The 19,376-nt window shown below is 72.2% G+C and carries 18 protein-coding genes; 9 read left to right on the top strand and 9 right to left on the bottom strand.

The features are described 5' to 3' along the window. Positions 1–50: 50 nt before the first annotated feature. The 4 genes from DEI92_RS04590 to DEI92_RS04575 form a co-directional block, all read right to left on the bottom strand. Positions 51–1,397, bottom strand: a complete 1,347-nt coding sequence (locus tag DEI92_RS04590) for an ABC transporter substrate-binding protein (protein ID WP_258370065.1) — start codon at positions 1,395–1,397, stop codon at positions 51–53. A gap of 25 nt (positions 1,398–1,422) precedes the next feature. Further along, positions 1,423–3,528: a beta-galactosidase gene (locus DEI92_RS04585; RefSeq protein ID WP_111012536.1), complete on the bottom strand. Its 2,106-nt coding sequence runs from the start codon at positions 3,526–3,528 to the stop codon at positions 1,423–1,425. Positions 3,529–3,663: 135 nt separating this feature from the next. Then, the gene (locus DEI92_RS04580) at positions 3,664–4,659 is read right to left on the bottom strand and encodes a LacI family DNA-binding transcriptional regulator (RefSeq protein ID WP_111008750.1); all 996 of its coding nucleotides are present in this window, start codon (positions 4,657–4,659) and stop codon (positions 3,664–3,666) included. A gap of 211 nt (positions 4,660–4,870) precedes the next feature. Further along, on the bottom strand, positions 4,871–5,527 hold the full coding sequence (locus DEI92_RS04575; protein WP_111012535.1) for an FMN-dependent NADH-azoreductase: 657 nt from the start codon (positions 5,525–5,527) through the stop codon (positions 4,871–4,873). A gap of 199 nt (positions 5,528–5,726) precedes the next feature. Between DEI92_RS04575 and DEI92_RS04570 the strand changes: the two genes are divergently transcribed. Continuing rightward, positions 5,727–6,158 (top strand): helix-turn-helix domain-containing protein, encoded by a 432-nt coding sequence (locus DEI92_RS04570; RefSeq protein ID WP_309147128.1) that lies wholly within the window; start codon positions 5,727–5,729, stop codon positions 6,156–6,158. Positions 6,159–6,273: 115 nt separating this feature from the next. Next, a complete protein-coding gene (locus DEI92_RS04565; RefSeq protein WP_111012534.1) occupies positions 6,274–6,729 on the top strand; it encodes an SRPBCC family protein in 456 nt (151 codons plus the stop codon). A gap of 87 nt (positions 6,730–6,816) precedes the next feature. On the opposite strand, the gene DEI92_RS04560 is transcribed toward DEI92_RS04565, so the two are convergent. Then, the gene (locus DEI92_RS04560; RefSeq protein ID WP_111008753.1) at positions 6,817–7,677 is read right to left on the bottom strand and encodes a LuxR C-terminal-related transcriptional regulator; all 861 of its coding nucleotides are present in this window, start codon (positions 7,675–7,677) and stop codon (positions 6,817–6,819) included. A gap of 102 nt (positions 7,678–7,779) precedes the next feature. On the opposite strand from DEI92_RS04560, the gene hxlB reads away from it, so the two are divergent. Beyond that, complete coding sequence (gene hxlB / locus DEI92_RS04555) at positions 7,780–8,373, top strand: 6-phospho-3-hexuloisomerase (protein WP_111012840.1); 594 nt, start codon at positions 7,780–7,782, stop codon at positions 8,371–8,373. Between the two features lie 61 nt (positions 8,374–8,434). After that, entirely contained in the window at positions 8,435–9,058 is a 624-nt protein-coding gene (gene hxlA, locus DEI92_RS04550) for a 3-hexulose-6-phosphate synthase (RefSeq protein ID WP_111008755.1), read from the top strand. A gap of 140 nt (positions 9,059–9,198) precedes the next feature. On the opposite strand, the gene DEI92_RS04545 is transcribed toward hxlA, so the two are convergent. Beyond that, complete coding sequence (locus DEI92_RS04545; protein WP_111008756.1) at positions 9,199–11,151, bottom strand: potassium transporter Kup; 1,953 nt, start codon at positions 11,149–11,151, stop codon at positions 9,199–9,201. 250 nt (positions 11,152–11,401) lie between these two features. Here DEI92_RS04545 and DEI92_RS04540 point away from each other — a divergent pair, with 250 nt between their 5' ends. The 3 genes from DEI92_RS04540 to DEI92_RS04530 all read left to right on the top strand — a co-directional run bounded on the left by DEI92_RS04540 (position 11,402) and on the right by DEI92_RS04530 (position 14,265). After that, the gene (locus tag DEI92_RS04540) at positions 11,402–12,235 is read left to right on the top strand and encodes an undecaprenyl-diphosphate phosphatase (RefSeq protein ID WP_111012533.1); all 834 of its coding nucleotides are present in this window, start codon (positions 11,402–11,404) and stop codon (positions 12,233–12,235) included. An 86-nt stretch (positions 12,236–12,321) separates the two neighbouring features. Then, entirely contained in the window at positions 12,322–13,281 is a 960-nt protein-coding gene (locus DEI92_RS04535; RefSeq protein ID WP_111012532.1) for an AraC family transcriptional regulator, read from the top strand. Positions 13,282–13,302: 21 nt separating this feature from the next. After that, positions 13,303–14,265, top strand: coding sequence for a helix-turn-helix domain-containing protein (locus DEI92_RS04530; RefSeq protein ID WP_111012531.1), 963 nt, complete (start codon positions 13,303–13,305; stop codon positions 14,263–14,265). A gap of 48 nt (positions 14,266–14,313) precedes the next feature. Here the strand turns inward: DEI92_RS04530 and DEI92_RS04525 are convergent, their stop codons facing one another. Beyond that, on the bottom strand, positions 14,314–15,180 hold the full coding sequence (locus tag DEI92_RS04525; protein WP_220037452.1) for an oxidoreductase: 867 nt from the start codon (positions 15,178–15,180) through the stop codon (positions 14,314–14,316). A gap of 165 nt (positions 15,181–15,345) precedes the next feature. Between DEI92_RS04525 and DEI92_RS04520 the strand changes: the two genes are divergently transcribed. Then, the gene (locus DEI92_RS04520) at positions 15,346–16,308 is read left to right on the top strand and encodes a helix-turn-helix domain-containing protein (RefSeq protein ID WP_111012529.1); all 963 of its coding nucleotides are present in this window, start codon (positions 15,346–15,348) and stop codon (positions 16,306–16,308) included. Here DEI92_RS04520 and DEI92_RS04515 read toward each other — a convergent pair. After that, positions 16,295–17,767: an aminotransferase class I/II-fold pyridoxal phosphate-dependent enzyme gene (locus DEI92_RS04515; RefSeq protein ID WP_111012528.1), complete on the bottom strand. Its 1,473-nt coding sequence runs from the start codon at positions 17,765–17,767 to the stop codon at positions 16,295–16,297. The genes DEI92_RS04520 and DEI92_RS04515 overlap by 14 nt on opposite strands. Positions 17,768–17,959: 192 nt before the next feature. On the opposite strand from DEI92_RS04515, the gene DEI92_RS04510 reads away from it, so the two are divergent. Next, a complete protein-coding gene (locus DEI92_RS04510; protein ID WP_258370063.1) occupies positions 17,960–19,042 on the top strand; it encodes a glycerate kinase in 1,083 nt (360 codons plus the stop codon). Between the two features lie 25 nt (positions 19,043–19,067). Here DEI92_RS04510 and DEI92_RS04505 read toward each other — a convergent pair whose 3' ends face one another. After that, positions 19,068–19,367: a glutaredoxin family protein gene (locus DEI92_RS04505; RefSeq protein ID WP_181434645.1), complete on the bottom strand. Its 300-nt coding sequence runs from the start codon at positions 19,365–19,367 to the stop codon at positions 19,068–19,070. Positions 19,368–19,376: the final 9 nt, after the last annotated feature.

The raw sequence follows: 19,376 nt of genomic DNA, 5'->3' as shown, positions 1-19,376 counted from the left end.
TGCTCCGATGAGAAGTGGGGGCGGAGCCTGGTGGCCCCGCCCCCGTCCGGTCACTTGACGGTGAAGCCCTGCTGCTTGGCGTAGCTCGTCACCTGGGACTGCCAGGTCGCGAGGGCCGCCGTGAGGTCACCGTGGTTGCTGATGGCCTTGCCGAGCGTGTTCGCGTAGCTCGAGTTCACGTAGTCCATGAACGGCAGCCACTCGAACTTCTTGTCGACGGTGTCGGAGACACCGGCGAAGAACTGGTTGACCTGCTGGCCGCCGTAGAACGCCGACTTCTGGCTGGTGAACGAGTCGTCGGTGAGCGTCGACGTCTTCGTCGGGAACAGGTACTGCTCGTTCGCGAGCTGGAGCGTCGACTGCTGGTCGTTGTTGATGAACTTGGCCAGCTCGTACGCCTGGATCGGGTGCTTCGTCGCGGCCATCACGGCGTCCGACGACCCACCCCAGTTCCCGGACACGTTCTGACCCGCCTGCCACTGCGGGATGTCCGCAGCGGCCCACTTGCCGCTCGTGTTCTTCGCGGTGCCCTGCAGGAACACCGGGCCCCACGCGGCGACGAGCCACGACGCGTACTTGTCCCGCGACAGCCCCTGGTAGTAGTCGTCCGTGAAGTCCGGGTCCGTGGCCACCAGGTTCTTGTCGATGAGGTCCTGCCAGTACGACACGACCTGCTGGTCGGCCTTGGAGTCCAGGTCGATCCCGACCGTCTTCTTGCCGTCGTACGAGAACGGCTTCGCGCCCTTCTGCCAGAAGAAGCTGATCATCTGGAACATGTCGTTGCCGGGCAGGTCCGTGATGTACGACCCGGTCTTCGACTTGACCTGCTGCGCGGCGGACGCGAAGGCCGACCAGGTCTTCGGCGCGGCGACGCCCGCCTTGTCGAAGATGTCCTTGCGGTAGAGGGTGCCGAGGGGGCCGGAGTCCTGCGGGATGCCCCACACGCCGCCGTTCTGGTCGACCTGGTTCCAGACCCAGTCCGTGTACTCGTCCTTGAGCTTGGCTCCGCCGTACGGCGTCAGGTCGAGCAGGCTCTTCGTCTGGGTGAACGACGGGATGTAGTCGTACTCCATCTGCGCGACGTCGGGGATGCCCTTGCCCGCCTTCAGAGCCGCGCGGACCTTCGGGTAGTGCTGCGAGCCGCCGGTCGTGTTGACGACGTTGACCTTGATCTTCGGGTACTTCTTCTCGAACAGGTTGACCTCGTTCTGGATGTCGGGGACCCAGGTCCAGAAGGTGAGGGTGGTCGGCGTGTTCATCGCCTTGTCGATGTCGGACTGGCTCACCGCCTTGGTGGACCCGCCGCTGGTGCTCGACGGGCTGCAACCGGTGAGTGCGAGCGTGATCGTGACGGCGATCGCTCCGAGTGCCAGCGCGGCGCTGCGTGGACGTCTCATGGTCTTCTTTCGGTGGAGGGAGGGACTACTCGATCGAGGAGCCCCGGACCTCGAGCACGACTGCTGCGCGTCGGTCGAGGGGTACGGGGTCGCCGGCGGCGTACTCGGCGCCGGAGACGAGGTCGACGGCGGCTGCCGGCGCGACGACCTGCGTCGTCTCGGCGGACCAGTTCGACACGAAGGCGAGGCGCCGGTCGCCGGCGGTGCCGGTCGACACGGTGACGGGGTCCGGGGCGGACCACGCCTGCTTCGCCGTGGTGGGCACGAGCCAGCGGGCGATGCTCCGCCCGAGCGCGGGGTCCGGGACCGTGCCCAGGTAGGACACCCGGCCGCGACCGGTCGTGCGGGTGGTGAGCGCGGCCTCCAGACCGAACTCGGTCGGGGCGTACGACACGACCACCTCGGCGTCGTCGACCTGCAGGAAGTCGACCCACTCGGTGGCGGCGGCACCCGGCTCGAGCGTCATTGCGTCGGACGCGGCGGTGACCGCGAGCGGCGCGCCGAGGTTGCTGTACTCGTCGTAGTGCACGCCCGCCGGCCCCGCGAGCACGTCGGGGGCGACCGCGAGCCGGGCCCGCGCGAGCTCGTCACCGTAGCCGGTGCGGATGCCGACGACCAGGTGCCCGCCGGCCTCGGCGTAGTCCCGCATGTGCTCGAGCACGGCCGTCTCGGCGACGTACACCGCGGGTGCGACGAGCACCGGGAACCGCGCGACGAGTTCCTCGACGGGGGTGTCGAGGAACCGGCGGACGTGCTGGACCCGCACCTGCGCGCCGGCCTCGAACAGTCCGCGGTAGTGGGCGTCGAAGATGCGGGAGTACGCGTGCTCGTCGGGGCTGCCGTCCGCCTTCGCGAGCGGCCCGTAGAACGAGAACGCCCACTTCGTGTCCGTGCTGTAGAGCAGCAGGACGTCGGCGTCGGGCACGTGCTCGTCGAGCGCGGACCCGATCGCCCCGAGCGCGGCACCGAGCTCGGAGACCTCGCGGTAGATGCGGCCGCCGACCTGGCTGTGGGGGATGACGCCGCCCCAGTAGGTCTCGACGCCGAAGTGCAGGGTGTGCCAGTGCCAGTACTCGATCATCCGGCCGCCGCGGGCGAGCAGGGCGAACGCGGCCTGCTTGATCTGCCCGGGGTAGGGCGGGTGGTTCTGCCACGACCCGCCGATGGACTGCGCGTTCGTCTCGGTGACCAGGTACTGCGTGTCCGCCGAGGACCAGGCGCGGTCGCCCCACTCGAACAGCGCCCACACGCCGGTGTGCCACCACTCGGCCTCGCGCTGGACCTCCGCGTGCCAGTCGAGGCCGTCCTGCATCTTGTAGTACGGGTTGCCGGCGACCACGTCGAGGGACGCGACGAGCTCGTCGTCGGACACCTGTGGGCGGGAGTACGAGATGCAGGTCGTGACGAACTGGTCGTCGCGGGCGTACTCGCGCACCAGGTCGGCCTGCCAGGCGATGAGGTCCGTGGCGAGTGTCGACTGGAACCGGCGCCACTCGAGCTGGTACTGCGGCATCGCGTTGCCGTCGGGCCGCCAGAGGTCGGCCCAGTCGCTGAGTCGGTGTGACCAGTAGACGAGACCCCACTCGCGGTTGAGGTCCTCGACGGTGCCGTAGCGGTCCTCGAGCCAGCCGACGAACCGCTGGAAGGTGTGCTCGTTGTGGGGGAGCTGCATGCCCGGCTCGTTGTCGACCTGGTAGCCGATGACCGCGGGGTGGTCGGCGTACCGGGCGACGACCTTGCGGGCGATGCGCTCGGCGTAGAACCGGTAGGCGGGGTGGGACTGGTCCATCTCCTGCCGGGCGCCCCAGCCGTTGCGGTGGCCCGTCGACGGCTCGGCGGCGATCTCCGGGTGCAGGCGCTGGAGCCACGGTGGCACGGCGTACGTCGGCGTGCCGAGGACGACGCCGATGCCGCGCTCGTGGGCCCCGTCGAGGACCGGCTGCAGCCAGTCCAGGTCGAACACGCCCTCGCGGGGCTCCCAGGTCGACCACACGGACTCGCCGACGCGGATGACCGTGAAACCGGCGTCGCGCATGCGGTCGAGATCGGCGTCGAGGGTGCCAGCGGGCTGGTACTCGGCGTAGTAGGCGGCGCCGAAGAGCACGCCACTGAACCGGGGGGAAGTCGTCATCGTTGACCTTCGCTCTGCGGATGTTGTCGATAACATCCGTCGGTGGCGATGACAGTAACCGCATCCGGGCGGATCGCGCAAGCACCTGTTCCGCTCGCGTCGCCGCGCGTGGCCGGGAGGCGGTGCTCCGCTCCGTCAGATCCGGCGCGTCGACGCGCGGACCGCGGCCCGCACGGGGTTCGGCGGGGTCACGGGCGCGTCCGGCGCGGCCCCGGGCAGCCCCGCCAGGAGCTTCTCGATGAGGTACCGGCCCTCACCGGCGAAGTCGACCGTGACGGTGGTCAGTGCGGGGACGAGGTACCGTGCCTCGTCGAGGTCGTCGCCGCCCATGACGCTGAGGTCGGCGGGCACCACGACCCCGTCGGCGGCGGCCGCCGAGAGGAGCCCGATCGCCATGCTGTCGTTGCCCGTCGCGATCGCCGTGACGGACCGTTCCTCGGCGGTCAACCGTCGCCACGCCGCGTGCCCGGAGCCGGCGGACCAGTCGCCGGCGTGCTGCCAGACGAGTTCGCCGCCGCCCTGCCGGAAGCACCGGGCGAAGCCCTCCGACCGCTCGACCGCGGCGATCCAGTCGACCGGGCCGCTGAGGTAGCCGACGCGCCGGTGCCCGAGCTCGAGCAGGTGCTCGGCGGCGAGGCGGCCGGCTTCCTCGCTGACGGTCGGGCCACCCGGGAACGACTCGATGCGCGAGTCGATGACCACCGGGACGCTCGCGGCGTGGCTCTGGATGCGTTCGAGCATCAGCTCGGTCTGTGCCGTCGCCAGGATCCCCACCACCTGGTGCCCGGTCGCCACGGCCAGGGCCTCGTCGATCGCGTCGCGGTCGAGGTCCGCCGTGATCACCACGTCGAGCACGTACCCGCGCTCCTGCGCCGTCTGCGTCGCCCCGGCGAGCATGCGGGCCGGCCCCGTGTAGTCGATGTGGTGGGCGAGCACCGCGATCCGGTTCGAGCGGCGGGCGCGGAGCAACCGAGCGGCGGAGTTCGGCCGGTACTGCAGCTCGTCGAGCGCCGTCTTGACCTTCGTGCGCGTCTCCGGCCGGATGCCCTCGAAGCCCGACAGGTAGCGGCTCACGGTCTGGTGCGACACGCCCGCGAGCCGTGCGACGTCGTAGATCGTCGGGGCCTTCATCGGGGTGCCGTCTGCCGCATGGGGACAGGGTAATGGCCCGCGTCCGATCCCCGGCGCGCGTCCGAGCGGGCGGGTCACCCGGTCGAGACCGTCGACGACCGTTGCCGTCGAGCTCGCGGGACCCCTCAGCTGATCACGTGGCGAGCGTGACGGACGGGAGGCGGACCTCCCGTCCGTCACGTCGTCGCCGGTGACGGCGGGTGCTGGGGCGTCAGGCCGCCGCGGCCCGCCGCGTCGCCAGGGTGCGGCCGTGCTCCCGGGCGCGCTCCTCGGCGGCCGCGCGGAGCTGGTCGGCGAGCTCGGTGAACTGGTCGAGCGCGGGGTTGACGCCGACGAGCGTGAACTCGCGCGTGACGACCTCGAGGTCGAGCTGCCAGACGTCCTCCAGGATGCGGCGCATCCACGCCGTCGCGTGGTCCCAGCCCTCGCGCGGCGTGCCGGCGGCGTAGTTCCCGCCCTGCACGGTCACGAGCACAGCGGGCTTGCCGGCGGTGACCGGGGTCTGGCCGGGCGCCATCCGCGGGTCCGTGATGACGAGGTCCACGTAGGTCTTGAAGTGCTGCGAGACGCCGAAGTTGTACAGCGGGACGGCGAACAGCAGGGCGTCCGCGTCGGCGAGCTCGTCGGTCAGGGTCGCGGCGAGTTCGACCGCGGTCCGCTGCTCGGGGGTGCGTGCGTCCTCCGGTGTCATGGACGCGGCGACGGCACTGGCCCAGCTGTCGGCAGGGATCGGGTCGACGCCCAGGTGACGGCGGACGACCTCGGCTGCCGGGTCACCGGCCGTCCACTCCTGCTCGACGATGTCGGCGAGGGCACGACTGGTGGATCCTTCGACTCGGATGCTGGCGTCGAGACGGAACAGGGACATGGGACTCCTCCTGGTCGGCAGCGGGGCACGTCGCCCTCGGTTACTGCACGTAACGGGTGTACCCTGCTGAGGTCGGTCACTGCAAACGACCCTCTGTTACCGCGGAGTGACCGACCCCGTCGCTTCGGCCCCCACGTGCCCGTGCAGGCCGCTCGGATGCAGGCGCCGAGCCCGCCCGACCACCAGCAGGAGGACCACCGTGACCGACACCCGGGACGCCGCATTCGAGCAGGACCGGATCATGCGGTCGCTGCCCGTGATGAGCCGGCTCTGCACCGAGCACGACCCGGAGGTGTTCCGGTCCCTCCTCGCCCGGATCGGCGACAAGTGGACGCTCCTCGTCATCGGCGTGCTCGGCGAACGTCCGCACCGGTTCACGGAACTGGCCGACGTCATCCCGAGCATCTCACGGCGCATGCTCACGGTCACGCTCCGGGCGCTCGAGCGCGACGGTCTCGTCCAGCGCGAGGTGTTCGCCGAGGTGCCGCCACGCGTCGTGTACGACCTCACCGCGCTCGGCCGGTCGCTGCAGACGGTCGTGCTGACGCTCGGGGAATGGGTCCGCGAACACCAGGACGTCATCGTCGCGCAGCGCCGGACGTTCGACGAGCGCACCGGCGCCACCGACTGACACCCGCGGCGGCAATCTCCGAGGTCACTGGGATGTTCGTCCCGGCCCGTGCACCCGCCTCGGGGTCGGCCTACCGTCTGGCCTGCACAGCAACCGTGGAACGCAAGGAGCAGGCATGAGCCAGATCATCGAGACCATCGACGTCGACGTCCCCGTCTCCGTCGCTTACAACCAGTGGACCCAGTTCGAGGAGTTCCCGAAGTTCCTCGACGAGGTCGAGTCGATCACGCAGGCGACCCCGACCCTCACCGAGTGGAAGATCAAGGTCGGTCCGGTCGAGCGCACCTTCGAGGCGAACATCACGGAGCAGCACCCCGACGAGCGTGTCGCCTGGAACAGCACCGGCGGCGAGATGGACCACGCGGGCGTCGTGACGTTCCACAAGCTCTCGGACACGACCACGCGCGTCACCGTGCAGCTCGACTGGGAGCCCACCGGTCTCCTCGAGAAGGTCGGCGGCGCGGTCGGCGCCGGCAGCCACGCGGTCAAGAAGGACCTGAAGAACTTCAAGGAGTACATCGAGTCGAAGGGCGCCCCGGACGGCGCCTGGCGCGGCGACGTGCAGGCCTGACGATCCTCCCGCCCGACGCCCGGCCGCAGCAGCGGTCGGGCGTCGCGCGCGTCCGGGTGCCGCTCGCCAGGGAGATCGTCGCCCGGGTCACCGCCCGAGTGCGGCCAGCTCCGCCCGGTTCGCCGCGCCGGCCTTGCGGAGCAGGTTCGACACGTGGAACTTCACCGTGTTCTCACTGATGCCGAGCTCGCGCGCGATCGACCGGTTGCGAGCGCCGGATGCCACGAGTCGCAGGACCTCGCGCTCCCGCCGGCTCAGGGCCACGACCGCGTCGAGCGGCTCCGGCTCCGCGGGTGGGTCGAGGGGGAGCACCACGGACAGCTCCGAACCCCAGCCCGCCGTCGAGGACACCGCGAAGCGACCGTCCAGTGCCGTCACCCGCTCTGCGATGGGGCGGAGTACGTCGTCGTGCTCCGTCAGCGTCCCGGCACCGTCGTCGCGGATGTCGACGAGCAGGTTCCGCCCGTCGCAGTCCCACTGGATCCGCACGCGGTGGGACTCGCCCGCGTCGACGAGCGCGAGCACGGCACTGCGGACGATGGCCCGCGCCGCGTGCGCGACCTCACCCGGGAGCGCCCGACCGGTCGCGGGCGGTTCGACGAACTGCACGGACAGGTCACCGAACCGCACCAGCGGCCGCAGGTCGGTCTGGAGGCGCGCGAAGGCCCCGACGACCGGCTCCAGCACGCGGTTCCGCTGATCGTCCGTCGCCGTGCGGATCGCCACCAGGGCGTTCGCGGCGATCTCGGTCGCGACGGTCCTGGCCGCGCGGTCGTCGAGCCGCTCCGAGCGGAGCACCGCCAGCAAGGACTCGAGCGTCACGCCGTGCTGGTCCACGAGCTCGGAGAGGTCGCGGCCGGCGCGGGTCGCGGCGGCGCGAGTGGCGACCACGAGCGTGTCGGCACCGGTCTCGGCGTCGGGGTCGGCGTCCTGGTCGGTGACGGGCATGGGCCGACCCTACCCGGACCTGCCGGACCCACTCGTTCGGGTAGGCGGACCCGTGCGCCGGGGGAGTGACCCATCCGGCCCCGGGCGAGGAGCATCGTGGTGATGACGGACACCACCACGCCGGCCCGCGCCCTCCGCGCCATCTCCGACGAACTCCGCGCCGCCGCGGACGCCGTCGTCACGACCGCCGACGCGGACGCCGCTGCCGGCACCGGGCTCGACGCCGTCGCGGCGCTCCTCGACGGCGCCGACCGCGTGTTCGTCCACGGCGCGGGCCGGTCGGGGCTCGCCCTCCGCATGACGGCGATGCGACTCATGCACCTCGGTCGGACGGTCCACGTCGTGGGCGACGTCACGACGCCCGCGATCCGGTCCGGTGACGTCCTGCTCACCGCCAGTGGCTCGGGCACCACCACGGGCATCGTCCGCGCCGCCACCACCGCTCGCGAGGTCGGGGCCCGGGTCGCGGTGATCACCACGGTCGCGGCGTCCCCGCTCGCCGACCTCGCCGACGCCGTCGTCCTGGTGCCGGCCCCCGAGAAGCAGGCGCACGGCAACGGCGCCTCGATCCAGTACGCGGGCGGCCTCTTCGAGCAGGTCGTCGTGCTCGTCGGGGACGCCCTCTTCCACGCGGCGTGGCAGCGCTCCGGGATCCCCGCCGCGGATCTCTGGCCCCGGCACGCCAACCTCGAATGACCCTCCCGCCGACCACCCGCACCCACCTCACCCCACGGACCACCAGAGAAGAGGAACCACCATGCAGCTCCAGGTCGCCATGGACGTGCTGACCACCGAGGACGCGCTCGCGCTCGCCGGCAAGGTCGCCCCGCACGTCGACATCATCGAACTCGGGACGCCGCTCATCAAGAGCGCCGGGCTCGCGGCCATCACCGCGGTGAAGGAGGCGCATCCCGACAAGACGGTGTTCGCCGACCTCAAGACGATGGACGCCGGCGAACTCGAGGCGGACATCGCCTTCCAGGCCGGCGCCGACCTCGTCACCGTCCTCGGTGTCGCGGGTGACAGCACCATCACCGGCGCCGTCGCCGCCGCGACGAAGCACGGCAAGGGGGTCGTCGCCGACCTCATCGGCGTGCCCGACAAGGCCGCACGAGCCAAGGAGGTCGTCGCGCTCGGCGTGACGTTCGTCGAGATGCACGCCGGTCTCGACGAGCAGGCCGAGCCGGGCTTCACGTTCGACACCCTGCTCGACGACGGCAAGGCCGGAGGCGTGCCGTTCTCGGTCGCGGGCGGCGTCTCCACGGACACGATCGGTGCCGTGCAGGACGCGGGCGCCACCGTCGCGGTCGCCGGCGGGGCGATCTACTCGGCCGACGACCCTGCCGCGGCTGCTGCCGCCCTGCGCGCCGCCATCCACTGAGCGCCGCGCGGACCGCGCTCGGAACGGACACGAGGACCCGCCGCCCCATCGGGCGGCGGGTCCTCATGTCGGTTCCCCGGTCGGCAGGCCCGGCCAGCGCGCCGCGCGGGGGCCGTGAACCGCTGGACGGTCAGCCTCGATCAGACGTCGACGTCGCTGCCCATCGTCACGGTGCTGTTCGAGGGGAGGCCGAAGCGTGCGCTCGGGTTGGCGGCGTTCTGCGCGAGCGCCACGAACAGCTTCTTGCGCCAGCGCATCATGCCCCGGCCGTGGCCGGTCCGGAGTGCACCGCGCGAGACGAAGTACGAGGCGCGCTCCACGGCGTCCGGGTCGAGCGAGAGCACGTCGGCGACGCACGCTCGACGGAGTGCGACCGGGAGGTTCGGCTCGTCGGAGAACCCGAACTTGATCGTCAGGTGCTCGATGCCGTCGTCGGAGTAGCCGAGGTCGTCGAACGTGTAGGCCTTCGACGCAGGCACGTGCGGGACGTTCGCGGTCTGCACCGAGACGATGAGCACGTGGTGGTGGAGCACGTGGTTGTGCTCGAAGTTCGCGCGGAGCGCCAACGGCGTCGTGTCCTTGTTCGGGTGCGGGAACACGGCGATCCCGTCGACCCGCGGGGGGTCCTCGGACCGGACGCGGTCGATGAAGTCCGCGAGCGAGCCCTCCTTCTGGTTCCGCTCGTCCGTCACGAGCTGCCGCCCGCGACGCCAGGTCGTCATGACGGTGATGACGGCGGCGGCGATGAGGAGCGGCACCCACCCGCCGTGGAGGACCTTCGACAGGTTCGCGGCGAGGAACGTCAGCTCGAGACCGCCGAAGACGACCGCGGCCAGGACGATCTGCCAGCGATGCCAGTTGAACAGCGGCCGGGCGACGATGAGCAGGAGCACCGAGTCGACGACGAGCGCGCCGGTCACCGACACCCCGTACGCCGTGGCCAGGCGCTCCGACGACCGGAACGCGAGCATCACGGCGATGACGCCGACGAACAGCAGCGCGTTCACGGCGGGCAGGTAGATCTGGCCGCCCTCGCGCTCGGAGGTCTGCCGGACGGTCAGCGGCGGGAGCAGACCGAGCTGCATCGCCTGACGCGAGAGCGAGAACGCACCGGAGATGACCGCCTGGCTCGCGATGACGGTCGCTGCGGTCGCGAGCACGACCACCGGGATCCGCGCCCAGTCCGGGAACAGCAGGAAGAACGGGTTCTGGCGTGCGGTCGGGTCGCGCAGGATGAGCGAGGCCTGGCCGAGGTAGTTCAGCGTCAGCGCCGGGAACACGACGAAGAACCACGCGCGGCGGATCGGCGGCGCCCCGAAGTGCCCCATGTCCGCGTAGAGCGCCTCGGCACCGGTGATGACGAGGACCACCGCACCCATCGCGACGAAGGTGATGGTCGGGTGGGCGAACACGAAGGCGAACGCGTACGTGGGGGACAGGCCGATGAGCACCGAGGGGTCACGCACGATCATGCCGACGCCCGCGACCGCGAGGACGAGGAACCAGAGCAACATGATCGGCCCGAACAGCGTGCCGACACGGCCGGTGCCGAAGCGCTGCACGGCGAACAGCCCGGCGAGGATCACCCCGGCGATCGGGACGACGAGGTGTGCGACGCCCGGGGCGGCCACCTCGAGTCCCTCGACCGCGGACAGCACGCTCACCGCCGGGGTGATGATGGAATCGCCGTAGAACAGGGCGACGCCGATGATCCCGATGAGGATGAAGACCCCCACCCGGCCGGAGCGCTTGGCGAACAGCCGACGAGCGAGCGCGGCGAGGGCCATGACGCCGCCTTCGCCGTTGTTGTCGGCACGCATGAGGATCGTCACGTACTTGATCGAGACGACGACCGTCACGCTCCAGAACATGACCGAGATGACGCCGTAGACGTCGTCCGGGGTGGGGCGGACCGCCCCGTTGTCGATCGTGAACACCGTGCGGAGTGCGTAGAGCGGGCTCGTGCCGATGTCGCCGAAGACGACGCCGAGTGCCGTCAGGGCCAACGCGGCGAGACCGCGTCCGCCGTGTCCGCCCGATGTCGTCTCGGTGCTCTCGGTGCTCTCGGGTGCGGACGTGCGGGTGTCTGTCACCGACCGTCGCTCCTGTTCCTGGGTCGTGGGGGGTCCATCGTGGCGACGGACCGTCGCTCATCCTCTCACCGGTCGGGGTGCGCGTCCGCCGCGTACGACGATCGCCCAGCCCGCGTCCGCTGACGGCGGACCGTCGAGCGGTCGCCCCGGGAACGGCGGACGGTCTCGGGGCCGGGAGGCATCGTCGGCTCCGACGCCGAGCCGAGCACGGTGGGCGGTTTCTGGGGAGATCCGTGATGGAGTGTCCGGCGTGAATCTGCTCCAGGCCCTCTTGCTCGGCATCGTCGAGGGCGTGACCGAGTTCCTGCCCGTCTCCAGTACCGGCCACCTGACGATCGTCGAGAAGCTGCTCGGCCTCCGGGTCGCCAGCCAGGGCGTGACCGCCTTCACCGCGGTGATCCAGGTCGGCGCCATCATCGCGGTGATCGTCTACTTCTGGCGGGACATCCTGCGCCTGGTCCGCGCGTGGTTCCGCGGCTTGGCGCATCGCGAGGACCGCGACCACGACTACCGGCTGGCCTGGTACGTCATCATCGCGACGATCCCCATCGGCCTCATCGGGTTCCTCGCGAAGGACCTCATCTCGGGCGGTCTCCGGAACCTCTGGGTCGTCGTCGCCGCGCTCGTGCTGTGGAGCATCGTCATGTGGGTCGCCGAGCGCGTCGGTCGCCAGGACCGCGGCGAGCAGCGCACCACCGTGACCGACGCGGTCGTGATCGGTCTCGTGCAGGTGCTCGCGCTCGTGCCGGGCGTGTCGCGGTCCGGGGCCACGATCAGCGCCGGTCTGTTCCGAGGTCTCGACCGCGTCACCGCCACCCGCCTGTCGTTCTTCCTGTCGATCCCCGCGCTCGTCGCTGCCGGCGGCTACGAGGCCGCGACCGAGGCGAGCGCGATCGGCGCCACGGTCGGCTGGGGCGCCACCCTCGTCGCGACCGCCGTCAGCTTCGTCGTCGCCCTCGCCGCGATCGCCTGGCTGCTCCGCCTCGTCGCGCGGCACAGCATCGCGGTGTTCATCTGGTACCGGGTGGCGCTCGCGATCGTCGTCGCGGTGCTCCTGGCGACCGGCGTCATCGCCGCGACCTGACCGCCGCCGGGACCACGGTCCTCCACGGGTTCCGGACGCGACGGCGACAGTGGCCTACCCTGGCGACAACGGCTGGGGGAGGCACCATGCAGGAGCCGCAGTCCGGATGGCGCCCGGCCCTCGACGTGGACGACCCGGAAGCGGCCACCGCCGCGATCCGCCGCTCCATGCCCGCGGCGAGCGTGGAGTCCGACCGGCCGGACTTCCGGTTCCACGCCGAGCAGTACCGGGACGAGCGGCTCGACCTCACGCGGTGGGGGTTCCGCGCGCGCGTCGACGGTGGCCGCAGCACCGAGACGAGCGGGGTGACGCTCGTGGTCCCCGGTGGCGGGGTCTACGAGTGGACCGCGGGTGATGAGCGGGGCGATCAGGACGCACCGTTCGTCATGCGTCACGGCGTCGGCTACCACGGTCGGTCCGAGGACATGCACCTGACGATCGTGCGGCTCGAGCAGACACGGTTCGACGACCTCGCTGCGGCGGTCCGTGGGGACGACCCGCGCCCTGTCCGGTTCGCCCAGTCACTCCCACCCACCCGCGAGGGCGCCGAGCACCTCGCCCGGACCGTCGCGCTGCAGGCCGCGGTCCTCGAGGGCCGGGCGGCGGGGAGCAGCGCGCTGGTGGCGGCCTCGGTCTACCGCCTGCTCGTCGTCGGGCTGCTCGAGTCCGTGCCGACCGAGGGCGCGGACGACCGCGAGCGGACGTGCCGTCGCCGGATGCTCGCCACCGTCGACCGTGCCTGCCGGTACATCGACGACCACGCCGCACTCCCGATCACGGTGGCGGACATCGCCCGGCACGTCGGCACGAGCGAGGCCGGCCTCCGCCGTGCCTTCGGGTTCTGGCGCTCGCGAGCGCCCGAGGCCGAACTCGAGCGCGCGCGACTCGCCGGGGCGCACCGGGACCTCCTCGCCGCCGAGCCGGGTGACGACGGGCTCATCGACACGATCGCGGCGCGCTGGGGACACGCGTCACCGCGACGGTTCGCGACGCGGTACCGTGCCGTGTACACCGTCGGTCCCGAGGACACCCTCAGGGCCGAGTGAGCAGGACACCCTCCTTCCGCGATGCGCAACGTCTTCTTCAGCTCCGGGCGGTCCGTCCGTGTCGACACCGACTCGGCGGACCGTGCCCTCGTCGCGCTCCGGGACGCCTTCGACGTCGAGCGCGTCGAGGTCGCCGACGGGCCGTTCCGGTTCCGGCAGGAGGTCACCGGGCAGGGGCGGTTCGCGGTCGCCCGGGTCCGCGTGCAGGGTCGGCTGGTCATGGAGTCCCAGCCGCTGCCGTTCTGGTCCGTCATCGCGCTCGACGCCGGACGGGTCGAGGTGAGCACCGCCGCCGGCACCCTCGTCCGGTCCGACGCCACGCCGCTCCTGTTCCCCCGCGACGGACGCAAGCGCGTGGTCTGGGAGGACGCCGAGTTCCGCCAGATCGTGCTCCGCGAGGAGGACGCGCGCCGGGAGTTCGACACGATGGGGTTGCCGCCCGGTGCCCTGCGCGTGCACGACGCACCGGACGGCGAGGTCGCCCGACTGCACTGGCAGGCCGTCGCCGACCACGTGCGGCAGGTCACCGCGAGCGGGATGCTCGTCGACAGCCCGATCGTGCGCGCGGCCACGTTCCACGTCCTGGTCGCCGCGTTCGTCGAGGCCTTCGTCGACCGGCAGGCCACTCCCGTGCCGGTCGACCCGGGAGCGGGTTCGCCCATCGGCGTGCGCCGGGCCCTGCAGTTCATCCAGGCCCACGCCGCCGAAGAGCTGTCCGTCGACGAGATCGCGGCCTCAGCCGGGATGAGTCCCCGGGGTCTGCAGGCGGCGTTCCTCCGGCAGCTCGGCCACAGCCCGATGACCGCGCTCCGTCGTGAGCGACTCCGGCGAGCCCACGAGGCACTCCTGCTCGCGCGGGACGGCTCCGGCACGACGGTCGCCGCGGTGGCCGCGCACTGGCGGTTCAGCAACCCCGGCCGGTTCGCCACGCAGTACCTCCGCGAGTACGGGCGGTCGCCCCGCGAGACCCTGCGCGCCGACTGACGACGGCGTGCCCCGGGCGCCCGGGAGACCCGCCGCCGGCCCGTTCGGTCAGCCCGCGATCGCGTCGAGTTCGCGGACGGCGTCCTCCGGCAGGTCGAGCGCCGCGCCCGCCACGTTCTCGCGCAGGTGGGCGACCGAGGACGTACCGGGGATGAGCAGCACGTTCGGTGACCGCTGCAGCAGCCAGGCGAGCGACACGGCCATCGGGGTCGCGTCGAGGCGGTCAGCGACCGAGGCGAGCACGTCGGACTGCAGGGGCGTGAACCCGCCGAGCGGGAAGTAGGGGACGTAGGCCACACGGTGCTCCGCGAGCAGGTCCACGAAGGCGTCGTCCTGTCGATTCGCGATGTTGTAGAAGTTCTGCACCGTGACGACCGGGGCGATCGCTCGGGCCTCGTCGTACTGCTCGCGGCTCACCGTGCTCAGCCCGAGGTGGCGGATGAGCCCCTGCTGCTGCAGGTCGGCCAACGCGGCGAAGCGCTCCCCGATCGATCCCGGCTCGGGGGAGTCGAAGCCCCCGACGCGCAGGTTGACGACGTCGAGGGTGTCGACGCCGAGCCGCTCGAGGTTGTCGTGGACCTGGGTGCGGAGCTGGTCCGGTTCGTTCGCGTGGATCCAGGCACCGTCGTCGCCACGGACGGAGCCGACCTTCGTGACGATGGCCAGCTGCTCCGGGTAGGGATGCAGGGCCTCCCGGATCAGCTCGTTGGTCACGAACGGTCCGTAGAAGTCCGCGGTGTCGATGTGCGTGACGCCGAGCTCGACGACGGTGCGGAGCACCGCGATCGCCTCGTCGTGGTCGCGGGCCGGGCCGAACACGTTCGGACCGGCGAGCTGCATCGCGCCGTACCCGAAGCGGGTGAGTTCGAGGTCGTCGGCCAGGCGGTAGGTGCCGCCGGGGAGTGTGGTGGTCATCATGGGTCCTCTCCGGACGAGGACGTGCCGGCCGGGGCTGGCGCGGTCGTCCCCTCGTTCGTGGACCATGCTGGCCGTGTCGCCCGTCCGGCGGGAACGTCCCTGCGTTCCTGGGGACGGCAGGACCAGGAACGCGGTCCGGGAGGACGACTAGCGTTGCCGGACATGGACGACGGCAACCCGCTCGGCGAGTACCTCCGCGCGCGACGGGAGCAGGTCCGACCCGAGGACGTCGGTCTCACCGTCCGCGGCCTCCGCCGCGTCCCCGGGCTCCGGCGTGAGGAGGTCGCGATGCTCGCCGGCGTCAGCGCCGACTACTACCTGCGGCTCGAACAGGGTCGCGACCGCAACCCGTCGGCCCAGGTGCTCGCGGCGCTGGCCGACGCGCTCCGCCTGGACGCGCCCGCGACCGATCACCTCATGTCGCTCGCGGCGCAGCGCGCACACCGTGCTCCGACCCGTCGGACCGGACCGGACCGGGTCCCCTCCGGGGTCGCGATGCTCCTCGAGTCCCTCGGTATCCCCGCGTTCGTCGAGACCCGGACGTTCGACGTGCTCGCCGCGAACCGGCACGCGTCAGCCCTCGCCCCCGGCTTCCGGCCCGGGCGGAACCGCCTGCTCGACGTGTTCCTCGACCCGGCCGAGCGGCAGCTCTGGCGCGACTGGGACCGCGCGGTCGCCCGCCTCGTCGCCGGGTTCCGCGCCTCCGTGGGAGCGGCGACGGACGATCCCCGGTGCGTCGAGGTCGTCGGGGAGCTGTCGCTCCGCAGTCCGCTGTTCCGCACGCTGTGGGCGCGCCACGACGTCCGCCCGGTCGAGGGTGCCCCCACCGAACTCGTCCACCCCGAGGTCGGGCCGATGACGCTGCTGCGCGAGAAGCTCGCGGTCACCGGCACGGACGGTCAGGTGCTCGTCCTGTACCACGCGGAGCCGGCGTCGACATCGGAGGCCGCGCTCGCGCTGCTCGGATCGCTCGCCGCGACGACGGCGCCCGCGACGACGACGACCGCCGCTGCGGCCGGGCCCGTCGCTGCGGCCGGGCCCGTCGCTGCGGCCGGGCCCGTCGCTGCGGCCGGGCCCGTCGCTGCGGCCGGGCCCGCCGCAGCGGAGGACCTCACTCGACCATGACCCGGATCGTGCCGAGGTTGCCGTCGGTCGGGTCGGGGAGCACCATGCCCGCCTCGAGCCCGCTCCTGAGGTAGTCGATCACCTCGGCGGTCAGGCGTTCCCCGGGCACGTACGCGGGGACGCCGGGCGGGTACGGGGTCGCCTGCTCGGCGGCGATCCGCCCCGCGGCCTCCTCGGCGGGGACGTTCTCGCACTCGCCGAAGAACGCCCGGCGCGGGGTGACGACGGACTCGAGCAGCAGCTTCGACGGGTCGGGGATCCGCACCTCGGGCGACCGTGGCAGCTCCGACGCCGACGCGGCCAGGGACTCGAGCCCGTGCACGAGCCGGTCGGTCGTGAACGCGTCGTCGGCGACCGAGATGTCGATGCCGAGGTGCCGGTGGTCCGACAGGCCGAGGTCGATGCGGTGGTGCTCGCGGAGCCAGTCGAGTCCCTGGTACCCGGTGATCCCGAGCTCGTGGACGTCGAGGAGCATCCGCATCGGGTCGAGCTGGTGCGACGCCTCGGCGCCGAGGAGCTCGTCACGGAGCACGTGGATCCCGTCGATCGCCTCGATGCGATCCCGCGTGCGGTCGGCCAGGTCGACGGCACTTCGGATGAGGCCCGCCCCGTCCCGCACCATGTGCCGACGCCAGCCGTCCATCGCCGCGTAGATGAGCACGTTCGGGCTCGTCGTCATGAGCATGTCCGCGCACGCCCACAGGTGGTCGTGGTCGACGAGGTCGCCCTTGAGGTGGAGCACGGACCCCTGCTCGAACCCGAGACCCATCTTGTGCACGCTCGTCACGCACACGTCCGCGCCGGCGTTCATCGCCCACGTCGGCAGGAGTTCCGAGAACGGCAGGTGTGCTCCCCAGGCCTCGTCGACGATGAGCGGCTTGCCGAACTCGTGGCACACGGCGGCGATGCCCTCGATGTCCGCGCAGGTGCCGTAGGGCGTCGGGCTCACCACGAGCGCGCCCGCGGCGTCGGGGTGCTCCTGCCACACGGCGCGGTAGTCCTCGGGGGAGGCCGGGTGCGAGATGTGCTGGTCCGTGTCGAAGCGCGGCGTCACCCAGTACGGCTGGAGTCCGGAGAACACCAGGCCCGCGGTCACGGACTTGTGCGCGTCCCGCGGCATGATGATCCCGCCGTCGACACCCGCCACGGCGAGCATCGCGGCCTTGACCGACAAGGAGCTGCCGCAGGTCGAGAAGAACACGCTGTCGGCGTGCACCGCCTGGGCCATGAGGGCCTCGGCCGTGGGCAGGTAGCCGTTCGACGAGGTCCGGTCGTCGAGGCCGCCGCTCTCGAGCACGTCGTCGCGGAACGGGTCCTTGCCGAGCACGGCGAGGGTGTCCGCGTCGATCCCGCGGCCCTGCCGGTGCCCGGGCGGCGAGAACCCGTAGCGGTCGCGGCCGTGGTAGTCCCGGAGGGCGTCGAGGAACGGTGCGTCAGCCTGGTCGAGTTCGTCGCTCATGCCTCCCGTCTACCGTCCGCCCGGCGACCACGATCCAGGAACCGTCCCGGGCCCTCGCCCGAGGGACGCACCAGCGCGCGTGAGGAACGCACCAGCGCGCGCCCGAGGGACGCGCCAGCGCGCCGGCAGTAGCGTGTGCCACGTGAGCGACGGCGCGAGCGGCGGCAGCGGACCCGATCGGGGTCGGCTCTGATGCGCGTGCTCGTCGCTCCGGACGCGTTCAAGGGCACGGCGTCGGCGGCGTCCATCGCCCGTGCGCTCGCCCACGGATGGCGCGCCGAGCGGCCCGGTGACGTCCTCGACCTCGCACCCATGGCCGACGGCGGCGAGGGCACGATCGACGCCTTCGCCACCGCGTTCCCCGACGCCGAGCGCGTCCCGGTCGTCGTGCGCGGCCCCGACGATCGGCCGGTGCACGCCGAGTGGCTCCGGCTCCCGGACGGCCGAGGCCTGGTCGAACTGGCGTCGACGAGCGGAATCACCCTGCTCGACCACCCCCGTCCGGACGCCGCCCACACGCACGGCTTCGGGGCCGCGATCGCCGCCGCACTCGGGGCGGGAGCGCGCGGAGTCGTCCTCGCCATCGGGGGGAGCGCCTCGACGGACGGCGGTCTCGGCGTGCTGCGGGAACTCGGACTCCGCCTGCGCCCACCGCTGGGGCCGGACGACACCGGCGGTGCCGCGCTCGACCGGATCGAGGCCGTGGACCGCGCCACGCTCCGTCCGACCCCGGAGGGCGTCCGGATCCTGACCGACGTCACCGCCCCGCTGCTCGGGCCCCGGGGCGCCGCCGCCGTGTTCGGACCGCAGAAGGGCATCACACCGGATCGCGTCCCCGTGCACGAGGCACGGTTGCGCCGATGGGCCTCGATGTTCCCCGACGTCGACCCGGACACCCCGGGAGCGGGAGCCGCGGGCGGCACCGGGTTCGGCCTCCTGGCCTGGGGCGGGACCATCGCACTCGGCGGCGACGCGGTGGCCGAGGTCCTCGACCTGGCCGACCGCGTGCTCCACGCGGACCTCGTCGTCACCGGCGAGGGACGGTTCGACGGTCAGACCGCGGGCGGCAAGGTCGTGGCCGTCGTGCAGGCGCTCGCCGCGGCCGCACGGCGCCCGGTCGCGCTGGTGGCGGGGGAGATCGCCGTGGACCCGCGTGGGTTCGCGCACGCCGTGGCGCTCACCGACCTGACGGACCGGGCGTCGGCGATGCGGGGCGCGCTCGCGTGGTCTCGCACGGCCGGGGCGCGGCTGGCGGTGGCAGCGAGCGCCGCATGAGCGGCGCGCGCGCCACGTCCGTGGGTCAGGCCACCGGCTCCACGACGCCGGCCGTCGCGAGCTCCTCGGTCAGCTCGGCGTCCGACGGCTCGACCACGTGCCGGCCGTTCGGGAACACGATGACGGGGATGCTCTTCCGGCCGCTGATCGCCTCGGCCCGGGTGGCGCCGTCCGCCACCGCCTCGAGGTCGACGTACTCGTAGTCCACCGCGAGCCGGTCGAGCAACGCCTTGGAACGACGGCAGTCCGAGCACCACGCAGCGCCGTACATGGTGACGCGGTCGGGAGTGGTCAGGCGGGCGTCGGGTGCTGCGGCATCGGTCATGCACCCGAC

The sequence above is a fragment of the Curtobacterium sp. MCBD17_034 genome, from assembly GCF_003234515.1.
In the GTDB taxonomy this organism is placed as follows: domain Bacteria; phylum Actinomycetota; class Actinomycetes; order Actinomycetales; family Microbacteriaceae; genus Curtobacterium.
This window is presented reverse-complemented; position numbering and strand designations above follow the sequence as displayed.

Excerpts from the sequence above, each read along its gene's own strand:
- DEI92_RS04590 (WP_258370065.1), bottom strand. The coding sequence starts at position 1,397 with ATGAGACGTCCACGCAGCGCCGCGCTGGCACTCGGAGCGATCGCCGTC.
- DEI92_RS04585 (WP_111012536.1), bottom strand. The coding sequence starts at position 3,528 with ATGACGACTTCCCCCCGGTTCAGTGGCGTGCTCTTCGGCGCCGCCTAC.
- DEI92_RS04580 (WP_111008750.1), bottom strand. The coding sequence starts at position 4,659 with ATGAAGGCCCCGACGATCTACGACGTCGCACGGCTCGCGGGCGTGTCG.
- DEI92_RS04575 (WP_111012535.1), bottom strand. The coding sequence starts at position 5,527 with ATGTCCCTGTTCCGTCTCGACGCCAGCATCCGAGTCGAAGGATCCACC.
- DEI92_RS04565 (WP_111012534.1), top strand. The coding sequence starts at position 6,274 with ATGAGCCAGATCATCGAGACCATCGACGTCGACGTCCCCGTCTCCGTC.
- DEI92_RS04560 (WP_111008753.1), bottom strand. The coding sequence starts at position 7,677 with ATGCCCGTCACCGACCAGGACGCCGACCCCGACGCCGAGACCGGTGCC.
- hxlB (WP_111012840.1), top strand. The coding sequence starts at position 7,780 with ATGACGGACACCACCACGCCGGCCCGCGCCCTCCGCGCCATCTCCGAC.
- hxlA (WP_111008755.1), top strand. The coding sequence starts at position 8,435 with ATGCAGCTCCAGGTCGCCATGGACGTGCTGACCACCGAGGACGCGCTC.
- DEI92_RS04535 (WP_111012532.1), top strand. The coding sequence starts at position 12,322 with ATGCAGGAGCCGCAGTCCGGATGGCGCCCGGCCCTCGACGTGGACGAC.
- DEI92_RS04530 (WP_111012531.1), top strand. The coding sequence starts at position 13,303 with ATGCGCAACGTCTTCTTCAGCTCCGGGCGGTCCGTCCGTGTCGACACC.
- DEI92_RS04525 (WP_220037452.1), bottom strand. The coding sequence starts at position 15,180 with ATGACCACCACACTCCCCGGCGGCACCTACCGCCTGGCCGACGACCTC.
- DEI92_RS04520 (WP_111012529.1), top strand. The coding sequence starts at position 15,346 with ATGGACGACGGCAACCCGCTCGGCGAGTACCTCCGCGCGCGACGGGAG.
- DEI92_RS04515 (WP_111012528.1), bottom strand. The coding sequence starts at position 17,767 with ATGAGCGACGAACTCGACCAGGCTGACGCACCGTTCCTCGACGCCCTC.
- DEI92_RS04510 (WP_258370063.1), top strand. The coding sequence starts at position 17,960 with ATGCGCGTGCTCGTCGCTCCGGACGCGTTCAAGGGCACGGCGTCGGCG.
- DEI92_RS04505 (WP_181434645.1), bottom strand. The coding sequence starts at position 19,367 with ATGACCGATGCCGCAGCACCCGACGCCCGCCTGACCACTCCCGACCGC.